The sequence below is a fragment of the Pseudohongiella spirulinae genome, from assembly GCF_001444425.1.
GTDB classification, from domain to species: domain Bacteria; phylum Pseudomonadota; class Gammaproteobacteria; order Pseudomonadales; family Pseudohongiellaceae; genus Pseudohongiella; species Pseudohongiella spirulinae.
The window spans coordinates 3,015,479-3,032,188 of sequence record NZ_CP013189.1 but is presented as its reverse complement, the minus strand read 5'-3'; the positions used below and the strand labels follow the sequence as shown (position 1 = coordinate 3,032,188).

The window sequence follows — 16,710 nt, the reverse complement described above, 5'->3', positions numbered from 1 at the left end:
CAAGGAGACTCACTAGTATGTACCTGAATAAACTTCAGACGTTTGTTTTTGCTGTAGCCAGCGCGTCCGCCGTGACTGCCACACTGGCTGCTGCCGAAACGTCAAACGATATGCGTTACTGGCAATCAGCGGCCAGTAACGCGCAGGAGCCCTATATCCGGGAGGAAGTACCGCCCGGAATACAGGTGATTCCGACACCCCTGGATGGTCCGGTGTATGCCGACGCCCAAGGGCGTACCCTGTACACATGGCCATTGATTGCACTTCGCAATGGTTCAACCGGCGACCGGAGCAACGGTTCCTCCAACTGTACGGACGAAATTCTCCGCACGGAAGTCGGCTTCATGAGTCCATATCCGGCTGGTTTGGTGTTGCCCTATGCCGACCAGGAAATAAGCTGCACGCAAGTTTGGCCTCCCCTGCTTGCACCCGAGGATGCAGAGGAAGTTGGCAAATGGACGCTCTCCGAGCGTTCCGATGGCTCGCTGCAATGGGCCTACGACGGTTACCCTCTGTATACCTCTAACCTCGACAAGAAGCCGGGGGATGTTCTGGGTGGCACCAAGATTCGTTCGGGTGGAGATGGTGGTGTTGTCCGCGTACCCGCGGGCCCGCCGGCTGATGTACCGCCAGGATTCCAGGTAATCTCCTCATCAACCGGTCGCCTGCTGGTGACGGATGGTGAGTTTTCGGTATATCGGTGGGACGGAGACGAGCCCAACGTATCGAATTGTGTAGGCACATGTCTGGATAACTGGACACCTGTTCGAGCACCGCGCATTTCTGCTGACAGTGAAGACTGGTCGATCGTGCGGCATCCCTCTGGTGTCAACCAATGGGCATTCAGGGGTGCGCCGCTGTATACGCACAACAATGATGTGCGGGCTCGCAGCTTTGATGGTGGCGATGTGCCCGGATGGCATAATGTGTACACGCAGCGCGATGTAACCCCGCCTGACGAATTCACAGTGCAGGACGGTTGGTTCGGCGGGCAGGTTCTGGCCGACTCTCGTGGAATGACGGTATATCTGTACAACTGCCGGGACGATTCGATTGCACAATTGGCGTGTGATCATCCTGACACACCGCAAGAGTATCGCATGGCCATTTGTGGCAATGGTGATCCTCAGCGCTGTCTTGAGACCTTCCCCTATGTAGTGGCGCAGCCCAATGCCAAAAGTGACAGCCCTCTGTGGAGCGTTATGGCCATAGATCCCATGACGGGACGCCGTGCCGAAGCGGGTCAGGAAGGTGCGCTGAATGTCTGGGCCTACCGTGAGCGACCGGTGTACACCTACGCTGGTGACAAGCAGCCGGGTGATGCCAATGGTGATGCATTTGGTGAATTCACCGGCAGTCGCAATGGTTACAAGGCGTTTGTGCTGAGAGATGTTTATCAAAATAACGAATTCCGTCGATGAACGCGATGAAACCGCCAACGACGAAGGAGATAAGAACAATGGCACAACATCGGGCTGGTAACAAAACGTCCCAGGTGCTTTCGTTTGCACTGTTGGGCAGCGTTCTGGCAATGGCTGGCAAGGCTGCCGCCGAGCTGCCTGAGCCGCACCACAGGGATGGCCGAATCGGTTACGTACTGACTGAGCGACATTGGGCCATGTATGTAACTGACGAACGTACAGAATGTCCTCAAGGCATCAATGGCAGGGGTTCGCGAGAACTGTTTGCCCATGAATTCGCTGCGGCTGACGGTGAGCTGTCAGTTGTCGATACACGACTCAAGGTGGAGGGTTACCAGTTTCACAATGAATCCGGTCTACCCGATATCTACGGAGATCTGCCGTTTTATGAAGCACAAGGTCCAATATCGTATGGACTGAATCTTGATGGCAAAATCGGCCCGGATTCGTTCACCAGCCCCAGTGGCGAGGAAGGCATCGATAATCAGCTGTTCAGGGCGCTTGGCTGTACCGCGGGTTATCGAAAAGATGGACCGTACTGGTTCTTTGAAAACGACTTCATGATCAACAACGCCTATAACCGGTGGATGATTGAGATATCGGACGTTGAAGACCTGGTGAATGATGACGACGTGACCGTAACCACTTATCGTGGAATGGATTCTTTGTCGACGGATGCTACCGGAGAGGGCTTTGTATCGGGTGGCACACAGCGGGTCGACATGCGTTGGGGCCAGCCCTTTATTAATCAGGTTAAAGGCAAAATTGTGGATGGCGTGCTGATTACCGAGTCCTTCCCGGAAGTCAAATTCCCGTGGTCGCAAGGCGGTGTGACGGGAGGTTTCCACCTGTTCCGTGATCTGCGGCTGCAACTCAACCTGACGCCGCAGAAGGCAACAGGCCTGCTGGGTGGTTATGTTGATATCGATCAGTTCAATCACCGATTCAGAACTACTTGGTCCATGCACCATCAGAACTATGGACAGAGTGGTTCGGGCTCTGAGTATGCTGCCCTGCGACGACTGGCGGACGCATATCCTGATCCTGAGACGGGTGCCAACACAGCCATTTCTTCGGCCGTTGAAGTAACCATGACCCAGGTCTACGTCCTGCATCCTGAGCCCCGGGGCCAGTGAGCAGTGCCAAGGGGCGCGGAGCACATCAGATACTCCAGCAAGCCCCTTGATATGCTGCTAAAAACCATTTGGCAATGGAAACAACAATAGCATAACGTGCGGATCCTTCGGGGCCCGCACGCTTTTTGGTGCGCGCTCAGGCGGCAGCAAAATAGGGATCGTATGTCGGATGCCAGATTCATTCTGCTCTGTTTTAGAAGCGCTGTTACTTGCCGATGGGTTACACGTCAAATGTTTATAGCCCTCAGCAACGCAAGCATAGCGCTGTTTCTATTGCCGGTTTCATCCGTGGTTGCAGCGCGCGACTCAATCGATCCGGGCCAGTATATTCTGTACGCGGGCGGTTGCATCAGTTGCCATACCAGCGACACAGGGCCTGACCTGGCTGGTGGTGTGCCATTCGAAATGCCGTTCGGACGGATATATTCGACTAACATTACGCCTGATGTTGAAACGGGTATAGGAGGCTGGTCAAACGAGCAATTCGCCAATGCCATGCGCAAGGGGATCCTGCCTGATGGTGGTCATCTGTATCCGGTCTTTCCGTATACGTCATACACACTCATATCTGATGAAGATATTGATCTGTTGTATAACTATTTGATGAGTATCCCCCCGGTAAGATTTGTACCACCTGATAACGCGCTTCGGTTTCCGTTTGATCAACGTTGGTTGATCGGGGCCTGGAAGCGTTTGTTTTTTGACGAGAGCCGGTTTGTGCCTGCAACGGGTCAATCTGATCAATGGAATCGAGGCGCGTATCTTGTGGAGGGCCTGGGGCACTGCGGCGCCTGCCATACACCTCGCGGGTTACTCGGCAATGAAAAACAGCAATTGGCAATGACGGGGGCGACTTATCGTGACGAGGTGGACGGTAAGTTCCTGGATTGGTCTGCCACGAACCTGACTCAGGCCGGCAGCGGATTAAAGCTGTGGAGCAACGGTCAGATAGAGGAGTACCTTAAACTCGGTTTCAGCGAGCGTGCCGGTGTTTTTGGGCCGATGAATCGAGTGGTTTTGAATAGCACCAGCCACCTGCATGACGAAGATATAATAGCCATGGCGGTTTACCTGAAGAGCCTGCCAGCCCTTGAGCAGAACATGTCCGTGAGCAAGCCTGCGCCGGATGTCATGCGTCGCGGCGAAATAGTGTATGACGTGCATTGTGGTATCTGTCACCAGCCGAATGGCGAGGGCGCGATTACCACGGGGCCGCCGCTGGTGGGCAGTGCCGTTGCGCTGGCGCCGGATCCGGCCTCGTTGATCAATATTACGCTGTACGGCCCACAGCTGCCGCATGAGCCAGTATCGCCGCAGTGGCAGGCCCGGCGCTGGGAGGCCATGGAGTCATACTATGACACGCTGACTGACAGTGAGGTGGCCGAGGTGCTGACATATATTCGTAACGCCTGGACCAACAGCGGTAGCGTTGTCACGGCAGAACAGGTGCGTCGCCAGCGATGAACAGAAGAAGGTTCTTTCAGGTGGGTTTGCGGAGCGCGGCAGTTATAGCCGGGCTTTCACTTGAGTGGAGCCGGCAGCAGTCATGGGCACAGAACAAAACCCATTTTGATAAAGATGAAATGTTCAGAGGGTTTCTGAATAACGATGACCTGATATTTCAGGGCTTCGCTCATCATGCTTTTCATAACGGATGGGCACCAAGGATAATTCACCCCGATGGAGGTTATACGTATTTCATCGATTCATTTGTGGGATATATGACCCCGGAATCGGCAAGAGTGAGCGTTTCTATCCCAAGGATAGAGCCCGGGTACTGGCTTGTTGCGGTAAAACTGGATGAGATCTATAACACAGGCGTTGACGTTGAGAGGTTTCGCGGGAAAAGGCTCGATGTATTTGACTATGCAATTGAAACAAATGCCAAGGGTGAGCTCGCGACGTCGACAAATCTCTCACCTGAGATGCAGCATTTTATTCATGGTATAAAAGCCTTCATGGATAAATATTCCACAACCTCCCGGCACAGTGATCGAAGCAGTATCAGTGATGAAAACATTGAGCGGCATTTCATGGCCTCGATCTTTTTTGCCGCGTATCGAAACAACGAACAGGGCGACGCAATAAACCAGGCCGTGGAAGAATTCATGAGTTCTTCTGTTTCGCAACGTGATGCCATGACCAAAGACGTCTACAAGGCGCTGGAGCAGCTTGGTGCCGGGGATAATACAAGCACTGATCCAGATGATGCGTACAACAGGCAGTATGTGGCGTCATGGAGCAGTTATGTGCTCGGTACCAAGCTGATTGTCATGCTGCGCGAAGAGGAAAAAGGAGTATTGCTGGAAACGAATATTGAAGCCCCGCTACGGCAATATGTCGCTAGAATAAGACCCTGCGCTGAGCGTGGAGAACCTGTTCTAAAGATTTGAGAATTTGTCATAATCGAGGTTGCCGGAAGGCGTGTGTTATGGTCACATTGTGCAGACCTGCACGAGCTCTGACAGCCTGCTAACTATAATAAAAGGAAACTCATTGGCATGTATCTGAATAACTTTCTGACGGTGGCTTTTGTGGTCGCCAGTGCCTCCTTATTGAGCGCTGCAAGTGCGGTCGCACAAACACCAGACAGGATGCGATATTGGCAATCAGCAAGCAGTGATGCACAGGAATCCTATATACGGGAAGACGTACCGCCCGGCATACAGGTGATACCCACCCCACTGGATGGACCGGTGTATGCCAATGCACAAGGAATGACGTTGTACAAATGGCCGGTCAGAGCGCTGCGCAACGGTTCTACCGGTGACAGGGCAAACGGCGGTTCAAACTGTACAGACGAGATTCTGCGGGTTGAAGTTGGGTATATGAGTCCATACCCTGCAGGTCTGGTGCTGCCCTACGCCGATCAAAGTGTGAGTTGTACCGCAGTCTGGCCGCCCGTGCTGGCATCCGAGGATGCCAGGGCTATTGGTAAGTGGACGCTGGTCGATCGGGCTGATGGCTCCAGACAATGGGCCTATGACGGCTTTCCGCTGTATACCTCGATGCTGGATAAAAGACCCGGCGACGTTCTGGGCGGCACCAAAATTTCATCAGGGGGCGATGGTGGTGTCGTGCGTGAGCCTGTAGGGCCGCCACCGAATATCCCGCCGGGCTTCCAGGTGCTTTCGAGTACCACCGGGCGACTGCTGGTAACGGATACGTCGTTCTCGGTATACATGTGGGATGGCGACGAACCCAATGTCTCGAATTGTGTTCGGGAATGTCTTGCTGACTGGACGCCGGTTCGAGCACCCAGGGTGGCGGGCAACAGCACTGACTGGACCATCATCAAACATCCTTCAGGCGTCAATCAATGGGCCTTCAGAGGACGTCCGCTCTACACCTATAACAAGGATACCCAAACCCGCAGTTTTGACGGGGGTGATGTACCCGGGTGGCATAATGTATACACGCAGCGTGCTGTAACGCCGCCGGATGAGTTTACTGTGCAGGACGCACACTTTGGCGGGCAGACGCTGGCTGACTCCCGTGGGCAGACGGTTTACATTTACAGCTGTCATGATGACTCCATGGCTCAACTTGCCTGCGATCATCCTGACACGCCTCAAGAATATCGAATGGCCATATGTGGCAGTGGTGATCCCGAACTTTGTCTTGAAACTTTCCCCTATGTTGTTGCGCAGGCAGGTGCCCGCAGCGAGAGCACTCTGTGGAGTGTGATGGCCATTAACCCGTATACCGGGCGCCGCGCCACCGCTGATGACGACGACGTGCTGCATGTCTGGGCGTATCGGGAGCGACCGGTCTACACCTATAAGGGAGATCTGGAACCAGGCGATACACATGGTGACGCGTTTGGCGAGTTCTACGGCCGGCGTAATGGGTACAACGCGTTTGTATTGCGAGATATTTTTTCAGGTAACGCATTCCGTCGATAAATTCGACCCTACCGTTATCCATTAAGGAGAGATCGTATGACACGTTTCTGGGCGGGTAGAGCAACACCTATGCTGAGTTCTGTGCTGTTTATCAGCACGCTGGCGGCTGCTGGCGCATTGACAGCCGAGGCGCCTGCGGGTGGTCGCATCGGCTATGTGCTGACACATAAGGCCTGGGTGATTTATGAAGACGATGGCCTCGAGATACAGTGTCCGCAGGGTCTGAACGCGAGCGGGGTGCGAGAGCAGTTCGCTGAACTGTTCCCGATGGACGGCGAAAGGGAGTGGACCGTCCAGGAGACACGACTCATGCGCGAGGGTCGCATGTGGCACCCCGAAATCTCGGAAGAATCATTTCCCTATTACGAGGCGCAAGGCGAAGTCGCTTATGGAATGAATCTTGATGGCAGGGTTGATTCGGATGATTTCAGAAGTCCGGAAGGTGTTGAAGGAATAGATAATCAGTTGCAACGGGCCATCGGCTGTACGCCGGGCTGGCGCAGTGACGGACAGTTTGTGCATTTCGAAAGCCTTTTTGCCGTCGGCCACAATTACAACCGGTGGATGATTGAGATCACCGGTGTTGACGATCTCATGAATGATGATGAGGTCATTGTGACGACGTACCGAGGCCTGGATGATCTGTTCACTGACGCCACGGGAGAGGGTTTTGTGGCGGGTGGTTCGCAACGCGTCGATGTGCGTTGGGGGCAGAGCTTTATTTCCGAGGCGCGCGGCAAGATCGTCGATGGTGTGTTGACTACCGAGCCGATCAAAAAAGCCAAGGTGCCATGGGCCATGCGTTTTGTGGGTCATTACGACGTTTTTGATTTCCAGCTCAGGCTTGACCTGACACCGACTGAAGCAAAGGGCATCTTTGCTGGATATGTGGGAGTCGATAACTGGACAAACCGCCTTAACAGAAACTGGGGCGCTCATCACCAGAGTTACGGTGCCGTGTCCGCAGCCTCCGAGTATCGTGCATTAAGACGATTGGCAGATGCCTATCCTGACCCTGAAACCGGGGCGAATACGGCGATTTCCGGCGCTGCGGAGATCTTTCTGACCCAGGTCTACATCATACACCCTGACAAATAGTAACCACCGGCAGGCGTTTGCGTATGGCGTCAAAACCGTACGCAATCAGCCTGTTTTGTTTGATAGCATTTTTGCCTGCTTCGGGCTGGAGAACATCATGAAAAATCGGTTTTGTTTTCGGGCGACGCTGAAAAGCGCCCTGTTTGTATTTGCAACCCTGACAGTAGGCACACATTTGGTGTCATCTGCTGCCGCTGCGGATGGCAGGGGGCTGGTAGGACTTTGGTCGTCTGGCCAGGTGGGATTTGGTTATTACGTCACAGGAATGCCCTTCACTGTTGAAACGGGCCGTGAACTCGCGGCGAATCCTTTGCTGGATTTTGCCTTCGTGAATCTTGAGCAAGACTATGCGTTTGAGAAAGCGCGTGACGTGGCAGAGGGGCTGCGTAGTCGGGGTGAAGACGCCGCGATGACAATTCTGGTTCGTATTCCGCCCATGTCTGAAGCGGGTGTTGAAACCTCGCGAGCGCGTGCCGAAGAACTCATAGCCCTGGGCGTGGATGGCGTGGTGTTTCCGCATGTGGAAAGTGCCGACGAAGTTCGCACAGCCATTTCATTCTTCGAAGGTGTCAACGTGTGGTCGCCGAGCAATCCCGATGGTGACTTCATTGTTATGTTTTTGCTCGAAACGCCTGAAGTATTCGCCGAGCTGGAAGAGATCGCCAACATTCCAGGTTACAGCTCGCTGGTCTGCGGTATCGGCAGCCTGACAAGTGCTCTGGGCGGCGACCGTGAGGCAGCCGAGAAGCTGAACCTGGAGCTGCTGGCACAGGCCCAGCGTGCAGGACTCGCGGATCTGATCACCGCCGATACCGAATCGGTTGTGACTCGCGTGGAGCAAGGTTTTCTTGGCTTGATTGTATACGGGCCGTCAGCGGATGAAGTAATACGTTTGGGCAGGGCGGCGGCCGGTCGTTAAAAAACAGCGGCGGCTTCAGGTGTGGCTGGAGCCGCCCATGTTAATCAGAATCGGGGATGCTTTTTCCGGCAATAGGAAGCGGGGCGTCTTGCTTGACTGCCCACAGGCTGAATTGCGATTCGATATTTTTGACGCCTGCGAAATTCAGAATCCGTTGCATACACAGCTCCGAGAAGTGGTCCATGTTTGTTGCAACCACTTTTAGCAGGTAGTCACAGGAACCGCTCATGCCATGGCATTCCACGATGTACTCCTCCGCTTCTACCTGGGCGAGGAAAGTGCGTAGCGTTGATTTGTCGCCTTTGTCCAATGTGATCTGAACAAATGCGGTGACCTGCAGGCCGATCTTGCGCTGATCGAGACGTGCGGAGTATGCGTTAATGACGCCGGCGTTTTCGAGCGCCTTTACGCGTCGGAACGTCGGAGATTCGGACAATGAGATCCGGGACGCCAACTCCACGATAGAGATGCGCCCTTCCTGTTGCAAAATGCGCAGTATTTCACGTTCAGTTCGATCTAATTGCATAAGTGGATTTCTTCGCTGTTAACAGTATTCCGGACGTAAAAAACGCAATTATTCAGCCCGCGGGGTTGAAGCCGGTCGATTTTTGGCCATTATAGCAGTTATACAGTTGAATACACTTGGCGGGTGCCGGGTATGTCCACTTGATAACCTGAGTCTCAGCACATGGCTTGGGAGGGTTGTGCATATTCTGTATACTGTGCCCGTTTAACAGACCTGGGAAAAAATTATGCAAGATTGGGACGTCGGTAGCTGGAGACATCGACCGGCACAACAACTGCCAATCTACCCTGATGAAGCGTCGTTGCAGGATGCTGAGCGGGAGCTGGCAATGTTGCCGCCTCTGGTGTTTGCGGGCGAAATCGACGGACTCAGGGCAGACCTCAAGAAGGTGAGCCAGGGGCAGGCTTTTTTGCTGCAGGGCGGCGACTGCGCAGAGAGTTTTGCCGAATTCAGCGCAGAGAAAATCGTTCAAACCTTCAAGCTTTTATTGCAAATGTCGGTTGTCATGACCTTTGCGGGCAGCTGCCCGGTGGTGAAGGTAGGTCGTATTGCGGGTCAATTCGCCAAGCCTCGCTCGGCTGCTACGGAGACAGTCGGTTCTGTTGAGCTGCCGTCATATCGCGGTGATATTATCAACAGCGTGGAATTTTCGGACGACGCCCGTCGCCCCGATCCTCAGCGTATGTTGAGAGCCTATCATCAGTCGTCCGCTACCTTGAACCTGATGCGTGCATTTGCCACGGGTGGTTTTGCTGATTTGCACAATGTGCAGCAGTGGAACCAGGGGTTTGTTGCACAAACTGCACAGCACAAGAAATACGAAAATCTGGCCCAGCAGATCGAAAAGGCGCTGGGTTTTATGGCGGCTTGTGGCATTAATTCAGCGAACAATCCGCAACTCAACAAAACGACCATTTATACCTCGCATGAAGCGTTGTTGCTGCACTATGAGCAGGCATTGACGCGTCGTGACAGTTTGAGTGGCAACTGGTACGACTGCTCTGCGCATATGCTGTGGATTGGCGACCGCACACGGCAGCCCGATCATGCCCATGTCGAATTCCTGAGAGGGGTTCGCAATCCGATCGGAATAAAAGTGGGACCGTCGACCAAACCCTCCGATCTGCAAAAACTGCTTGAATGCCTGAACCCCCACAATGAACCGGGTCGGATCACACTCATTTCGCGAATGGGTGCCGGGCACATCGGCGACAAGCTGCCGCCCCTCGTCCAGGCGGTACAGGGTATGGGTGCTGATGTGATCTGGTGTTCAGATCCCATGCACGGCAACACCATTAATACGGCTAGTGGCGTTAAAACCCGCAAGGTTAACGCCATACTGAGTGAGATGGAGCAGTTCTTCGAAATCCATCGTGCTGAAGGCAGTTACGCTGGTGGGGTGCATCTGGAAATGACAGGTGACTCGGTTACCGAGTGCGTCGGCGGCGCGTATCAGGTCACTGAGGCGGGGCTCGGTGAGCGCTACAAAACAACCTGTGATCCCCGACTGAATGCAGATCAGTCCCTTGAGCTGGCTTTTTTGATTGCCGACACACTGAGTCGGGCCAACAACCCTCGATAAATGCCGGATAACTTGCGGGTGGAAAGCACCCGCAACTTCGATATTCTCGCAAGAATCCTTCCTTTTGACCCTGTTGTTCCGCCTGAATAGGCGAATAACTGTCGCAGGCCATCGGTATACTTTTTTACCATAACAGTGCTGTTGCACCTGATAACAACTGCATCAAAGGAGGTAGCTGATGGCAGATCTATTCGAGAATCCAATGGGATTGGACGGTTTTGAGTTTGTTGAATTCACGGCGCCTGAGCGCGGCGTGCTTGAGCCTGCATTGACCGTTCTGGGTTTTACCCATGTTGCCCGCCACCGTTCAAAAGACGTGGAGCTGTGGCGACAAGGTGATATTAACTTCCTGCTGAACTATGAAAAGGGGTCGCCAGCTGCCCACTATGCCAAGGAGCACGGCCCATCGGCTTGTGGCATGGCATTTCGCGTAAAGGATGCGACAAAAGCGTACAAGCGAGCCATCGAGTTCGGTGCGGAGCCGGTAATTGTTCCGGCGGGCCCTATGGAATTAAATTTGCCGGCGATCCGGGGTATCGGGGGGGCGCTGCTCTATCTGAACGACCGTTACCAGGACGGCTCTTCAATTTACGATATCGATTTTGAGTTCCTCGACGGCGTCGACCGCCACCCGAAAGGTTGCGGATTCAAGGTTATTGATCATTTGACTCATAATGTTCACCGCGGTCGCATGGACTACTGGACCAAGTACTACGAAGACCTGTTTAACTTCAGGCAGATTCGTTACTTTGATATCAAGGGTGAATATACCGGGTTGACGTCGCGGGCCATGACGGCGCCCGACGGAAAAATACGTATCCCGCTGAATGAAGAGGGTCGTGGTGGCAGTGGGCAGATTGAGGAATTTCTGATTGCATACAACGGCGAAGGCATTCAGCACATCGCGTTTTCCTGTGACGACCTGCCCGCCTGTTATGACCGGCTGAAAGCCAAGGGCGTACAGTTTATGCCAGCGCCGCCGGCTACGTATTACGAAATGCTGTCGGAGCGCTTGCCGGGCCACGGCGAACCTGTAGAAGAATTACAGTCTCGCGGTATTTTGCTGGATGGTTCCACTGAAGAAAATGATCCGCGTTTGTTATTGCAGATTTTCTCGCAGAATATGGTAGGGCCGATATTTTTCGAGTTCATTCAGCGCAAGCGCGATGAAGGTTTTGGTGAAGGCAATTTCTCGGCCTTATTCGAGTCAATCGAACGTGACCAGGTGCGACGTGGTGTTTTGCAGACCGGGAAACAGGTGGCAGGCTGAAGTAGGGCGGCTAAAGAATCTATCCTTGGCCCGGTAATAACGTGCGATACTGCAACCTTGTCTATATTGACTACAAGTGCGACCACGCACTCCAGAATCCGTGATATTCAGACTCGGGCACATAATAGTACGCTGTTAAATCAACAATAATATTCAGAGGTTATCAAATGAATCGAGGAATCCTGTCGCTTGGCTTAGCGATTCTAACCGTCGGGTGCGCTTCCGACAATTCAGACTTCCTGGCTGGTACCAGGCAGAACGCGGGGCCAGCCCCGCTTCTGTACATATGGGCCGGTGACCTCGACAGGGGCGCTAGTGATAGTGATTTTCTCGCTGTGATCGATTCAGACCCGCATAGTCCGTCATACGGTGAAGTTCTGGCCACTGAGCCGGTCGGTGTTGTAGGGACGAATCCGCACCACACAGAATTATCAGTGCCGACAGGCGCCGCCTTACTGGCAAACGGATATGACGCCGGAAGAACTTTCATGTTTGACCTGTCCGTACCCGACGCACCCCGTCTTGTGGACGAGCTAGCACCCGTGCCGGGCTATGAGTTTCCGCACAGTTTTCTGCGTCTTGATGACGGGCAGGTACTGGCGACGATGCAGTATGGTGACGGCAGCGTCCCGGGAAATCCGGGCGGACTTGTCCGGTTTGATAAAGACGCCAACCTGATTTCGACGACCAGTGCCGCAGATCCAGCTTTTGAAGGCGAGCAGATCCGGCCCTATCACGTGGAGGTGATTCCCGCGTCGGATCGGGTGGTGACAACCAGTCGAACCATGAGGATTTTCACCGAACAGGCTGCTGACGTGGTGCAGATCTGGAGGCTATCAGACCTGGCGCTGTTACATACCCTGCAAGTGCCACGGGGTGAGCCGACAAGTAGTCCTGAATGTGTCTTTGGCATAGGAGACATTTGTGAGGCAGGCCAATATCCCGCCGAGGCCCAGCCGTTTGAGAGCCGTGTGATGAATGACGGTAGCGTGCTGATGAACACCCTGATGTGCGGTCTTTACCGAATGAACGGGATTGATACGAGCGAACCGGGCATTGAGCTGGTACTTAACTACCCGAATCTATTCGGTTGTTCGGTTCCCACAACCATTGGCGATTTCATGGTGCTGCCGGTTATGTTCAGCGAAACAATACTGGTGTTCGACATTTCAGATCCAACCGACATCAAGGAAGTCAGTCGATTTGATACTCCCGGGTATCAGCCGCATTGGGCTGCAACAGATCCGGGCGCATCACGTATCGTGGTGACCTCCTCGGGCATGGCGCCGACCTATACCGTGCTCATTTTCGACTTTGATGCTGAGGCTGGTAAATTGAGCCTCGACGAGTCCTTCGGTGCGGCTGAATTTCCCAGAGCCGGGGTCTCGTTTTATCGGGAGTCCTGGCCACATGGTGACACCGGTACAGCCGTTCCCCATGCAGCACTTTTCGGATATCGGTAGGGCTGGGCGTAGCAAAAGAACGGGAGCGAAGACTGGATGAAAACGACGCAGAACACTCTTCAATACATGACTGGTTTCGGCAATGAGTTCGAAACCGAAGCGCTGTCCGGTGCTTTGCCAACAGGCCAGTTCAGTCCTCAAAAATGTACATACAAGCTTTATGCTGAACAAATAAGCTCCACCGCGTTTACAGCGCCGCGCGCGAAGAATCGCCGAACCTGGACCTATCGAATGCGGCCCTCTGTCGTCACGGGAGGCGATTTTGTTGCTATCGATAAAGGTTTAATTAGAACCAGTCCGGGCACGGATTTAAATTGTCCTCCCAATGTTCTGCGCTGGAGTTCACTGCCCCTGGACAGATCAACGGGCGACTTTGTTGATGGATTGACAACTATTGCGGTCAGCGGCGACGCCAGAGCGCAGATTGGTTTAGGTATACATGTTTATCGAGCCGATCGCGGAATGGGTAAAAAAGTTTTTTACTGCGCAGATGGTGAGATGTTGATTGTGCCCCAGCAGGGTGCCATATTGGCACACACCGAGCTAGGCCGGCTGCATGTTGTGCCCGGCGAGATTCTGGTCATTCCCCGCGGCTTGAAGTTTCGCATTGAGCTGCCCGATGGCCCGGTGCGTGGTTACGTCTGTGAGAATTACGGTGCCCCTCTGGAGTTGCCTGAACGCGGTCCGGTGGGCGCAAATGGTTTTGCCAATGATCGTGACTTTCAGTATCCGGTTGCCTGGTTCGAGGAAAATGACGAAGAGCATACTCTGGTGGTCAAATTCTGCGGCGAGTTATATCAGACAACTCTGGACCACTCGCCGTTTGATGTGGTTGCCTGGGTAGGCAACAGCGCGCCTTACAAATACGATCTTGCCAGATACAACGTGATTAATACCGTCAGCTTCGACCATCCGGATCCGTCAATTTTTACTGTGTTAACGTCGCCGAGTGATACGCTCGGGGTGGCTAACCTGGACTTCGTGGTGTTCCCCCCCCGCTGGATGGTTGCCGAAAACACATTCCGTCCACCCTGGTTCCATCGCAATATCATGAGCGAATTCATGGGGCTGATCAGGGGTACTTATGATGCCAAGGGAAAAGGCTTCGAACCCGGCGGGATGAGCCTGCATAATTGCATGACACCTCACGGCCCGGAGGCGACTGTATTCGAAAAGGCGAGCAATACTGAGCTGAAGCCAGAGCGTTACGAGAACACATTGGCGTTTATGTTTGAGTCCCGCTACGTTATTACACCCACTAGATTTGCCATGGAGTCCGAGTGCCGGCAGCGTGATTATTCGAAATGCTGGACTGGTATAAAAAAGAATTTTGATGGGAACCCATAACAAATAATTGGGAGCAATTGATGTTGAAACTGAATGAAACCCACGACCCCGGCTTGCGGAGCTGGGTGACATCGGCTAATGATGGCGTTAACGACTTCCCGATACAAAACTTGCCGTTTGCTGTTTTCCGCCCAGAGGGCAGCGTTGAATTCCGTGGAGGCGTTGCTATTGGTGATCAGATCGTCGATTTGCTTGTTTTGAGTAAGTCGGACGTGTTACCGGCACAATTGCGGCCAACTTTGGTTGCGGCCGCCAAACCCGAGCTTAACGACTTCATGGCCATGGGACCGAGTGCGTGGTCGAGTCTGAGGTTCGCCTTGTCTCGCGCCCTCCGTCAGGGGTCAGAGCTCGAAGCAAAGCTGCGACCCTGTTTGGTAGATCAGGCTAATGTGGAATACAAGCTGCCTTGCCGCATTGGCGATTTCACTGATTTCTATACATCTGTTCATCACGCGACCGCCGTAGGTTCATTATTTCGCCCGGATAACCCCTTGCTTCCCAATTACAAATGGGTACCCATTGGTTACCATGGGCGTGCTTCCTCTATCGCCGTTTCTGGTCAAGAATTTCCTCGTCCATTGGGACAGTTGAAAGGACCCGACGACGAAACGCCATCGCTGGCGCCGAGTAAGCGGCTTGACTATGAGCTGGAGATGGGCATTTTCATCGGGTCCGGCAATGAGCTGGGTTCATCCATTGCGATGGATGAAGCAGAGAGCCACGTGTTTGGCATGTGTCTGTTAAATGATTGGTCTGCAAGAGATATACAGGCCTGGGAATATCAACCACTTGGGCCATTTCTGGCGAAAAGTTTTGCCTCCACGATTTCTCCATGGATTGTTACTCTGGAGGCGCTAGCGCCATACCGCCGGGCTTTCAGTCGTCCTGCGGGTGATCCTCAGCCTTTGCCGTACCTGAGTACTGAGCAAAACAAAAACGCTGGGGCGATGGATATTAAACTGGAGGTTCTGCTGCAAACAAAAAACATGCAGGCCAAAGCCGAAGCGCCCGTAAGCCTGTCACGATCCAATTTCAGCGAATCATATTGGACCGTCGCTCAAATGGTTGCCCATCACAGTGTTAATGGTTGTAATCTGCAGCCTGGAGATCTTCTGGGTACTGGCACACAATCTGGTCCGAGTCATGAAGAATCAGGCTCCATGCTCGAATTGAGCCGCGGCGGTAAGCAGCCAGTACAGCTTCCGAATGGTGAAACCCGCACCTTTCTGGAGGACGGAGATACAATCATCCTGAGGGGCTATTGTGACGGTCCCGGTCTGATTCGCCTGGGTTTCGGCGAGGTGACAGGCACGATATTACCGGCGCAGCTAAACTGCTAGAAAGCCTGTTGTGAGGGAGGCAACCATGGAACTTTTTTCATACTTCAGATCTACCGCCGCGTATCGCGTGCGCATTGCGCTTAATCTGAAAAAAATCGATTACCGCCTTACATCCGTCAATTTGCTCAAGAACGAACAAAAAAGCGACGAGTATCATGCCATTAACCCAATGGGCCTGATACCGGCACTCCGGCTGGATGATGGCACAGTGCTGACACAGTCCACAGCCATCCTGGAGTGGCTGGAGGAAACGTTCACAGATAACCCACTGCTGCCTGCCGACCCGCTGCAGCGAGCACGGATTCGAGCAATTACCAACAGCATTGCCTGCGATATTCACCCGCTGAACAATTTACGGGTATTGAGGTACCTTACGGGTGAACTTGGTTTGAGTGAGGATACCAAACAAACGTGGTACAACCACTGGATTCAGCTTGGTTTTGATGCGCTGGAAAAGCAGATGGTGCCCGGTGGTTATGCCGCTGGAGACAGCATCAGCATGGCCGATGTTTACCTTGTGCCACAGGTGTTTAATGCATTCCGTTTTGATATGGCAATGGATGCATACCCAAAGATCATGGCGGTCTATCGGCGCTGTAATGAACACGCTGCTTTTATTAAAGCGCATCCGGATAATCAAGAAGATAAGCCGGTAGCATAATAAAAAAACATAACTGAGTTGACGAAAAGCCAAATCGAAAGG

The 16,710-nt window shown here is 53.4% G+C and carries 14 protein-coding genes; 13 read left to right on the top strand and 1 reads right to left on the bottom strand.

What is annotated here, in order from left to right:
- The first annotated feature begins 17 nt into the window (after window positions 1-17).
- From PS2015_RS13955 to PS2015_RS13925, 7 genes are all read left to right on the top strand, one after another.
- Complete coding sequence (locus PS2015_RS13955) at window positions 18-1,421, top strand: hypothetical protein (RefSeq protein ID WP_058022803.1); 1,404 nt, start codon at window positions 18-20, stop codon at window positions 1,419-1,421.
- A 38-nt stretch (window positions 1,422-1,459) separates the two neighbouring features.
- Complete coding sequence (locus PS2015_RS13950) at window positions 1,460-2,557, top strand: hypothetical protein (RefSeq protein ID WP_058022802.1); 1,098 nt, start codon at window positions 1,460-1,462, stop codon at window positions 2,555-2,557.
- A gap of 231 nt (window positions 2,558-2,788) precedes the next feature.
- Window positions 2,789-4,021 carry a cytochrome c gene (locus PS2015_RS13945; RefSeq protein WP_058022801.1) on the top strand — a complete coding sequence of 411 codons (1,233 nt, stop codon included), beginning with the start codon at window positions 2,789-2,791 and terminating at the stop codon, window positions 4,019-4,021.
- Window positions 4,018-4,950, top strand: a complete 933-nt coding sequence (locus tag PS2015_RS13940) for a hypothetical protein (protein ID WP_058022800.1) — start codon at window positions 4,018-4,020, stop codon at window positions 4,948-4,950. Before PS2015_RS13945 ends, PS2015_RS13940 begins: the two co-directional genes overlap by 4 nt.
- A gap of 108 nt (window positions 4,951-5,058) precedes the next feature.
- Window positions 5,059-6,462, top strand: coding sequence for a COG4315 family predicted lipoprotein (locus PS2015_RS13935; RefSeq protein WP_058022799.1), 1,404 nt, complete (start codon window positions 5,059-5,061; stop codon window positions 6,460-6,462).
- A gap of 36 nt (window positions 6,463-6,498) precedes the next feature.
- Window positions 6,499-7,560, top strand: a complete 1,062-nt coding sequence (locus tag PS2015_RS13930) for a hypothetical protein (RefSeq protein ID WP_237113336.1) — start codon at window positions 6,499-6,501, stop codon at window positions 7,558-7,560.
- 97 nt (window positions 7,561-7,657) lie between these two features.
- A complete protein-coding gene (locus PS2015_RS13925) occupies window positions 7,658-8,479 on the top strand; it encodes an aldolase/citrate lyase family protein (protein WP_058022797.1) in 822 nt (273 codons plus the stop codon).
- A 40-nt stretch (window positions 8,480-8,519) separates the two neighbouring features.
- On the opposite strand, the gene PS2015_RS13920 is transcribed toward PS2015_RS13925, so the two are convergent.
- Window positions 8,520-9,005, bottom strand: coding sequence for an Lrp/AsnC family transcriptional regulator (locus PS2015_RS13920; protein WP_058022796.1), 486 nt, complete (start codon window positions 9,003-9,005; stop codon window positions 8,520-8,522).
- Window positions 9,006-9,228: 223 nt separating this feature from the next.
- Here PS2015_RS13920 and PS2015_RS13915 point away from each other — a divergent pair, with 223 nt between their 5' ends.
- The 6 genes from PS2015_RS13915 to maiA all read left to right on the top strand — a co-directional run bounded on the left by PS2015_RS13915 (window position 9,229) and on the right by maiA (window position 16,668).
- Entirely contained in the window at window positions 9,229-10,587 is a 1,359-nt protein-coding gene (locus PS2015_RS13915; RefSeq protein ID WP_418054921.1) for a class II 3-deoxy-7-phosphoheptulonate synthase, read from the top strand.
- A gap of 178 nt (window positions 10,588-10,765) precedes the next feature.
- Entirely contained in the window at window positions 10,766-11,857 is a 1,092-nt protein-coding gene (gene hppD, locus PS2015_RS13910) for a 4-hydroxyphenylpyruvate dioxygenase (protein ID WP_058022794.1), read from the top strand.
- A 488-nt stretch (window positions 11,858-12,345) separates the two neighbouring features.
- Complete coding sequence (locus tag PS2015_RS13905) at window positions 12,346-13,320, top strand: hypothetical protein (protein WP_058022793.1); 975 nt, start codon at window positions 12,346-12,348, stop codon at window positions 13,318-13,320.
- Window positions 13,321-13,356: 36 nt separating this feature from the next.
- Window positions 13,357-14,667 carry a homogentisate 1,2-dioxygenase gene (gene hmgA, locus PS2015_RS13900; RefSeq protein WP_058022792.1) on the top strand — a complete coding sequence of 437 codons (1,311 nt, stop codon included), beginning with the start codon at window positions 13,357-13,359 and terminating at the stop codon, window positions 14,665-14,667.
- Window positions 14,668-14,687: 20 nt separating this feature from the next.
- Window positions 14,688-16,007, top strand: a complete 1,320-nt coding sequence (fahA, locus tag PS2015_RS13895) for a fumarylacetoacetase (protein ID WP_058022791.1) — start codon at window positions 14,688-14,690, stop codon at window positions 16,005-16,007.
- 25 nt (window positions 16,008-16,032) lie between these two features.
- Entirely contained in the window at window positions 16,033-16,668 is a 636-nt protein-coding gene (gene maiA / locus PS2015_RS13890; RefSeq protein ID WP_058022790.1) for a maleylacetoacetate isomerase, read from the top strand.
- Window positions 16,669-16,710: the final 42 nt, after the last annotated feature.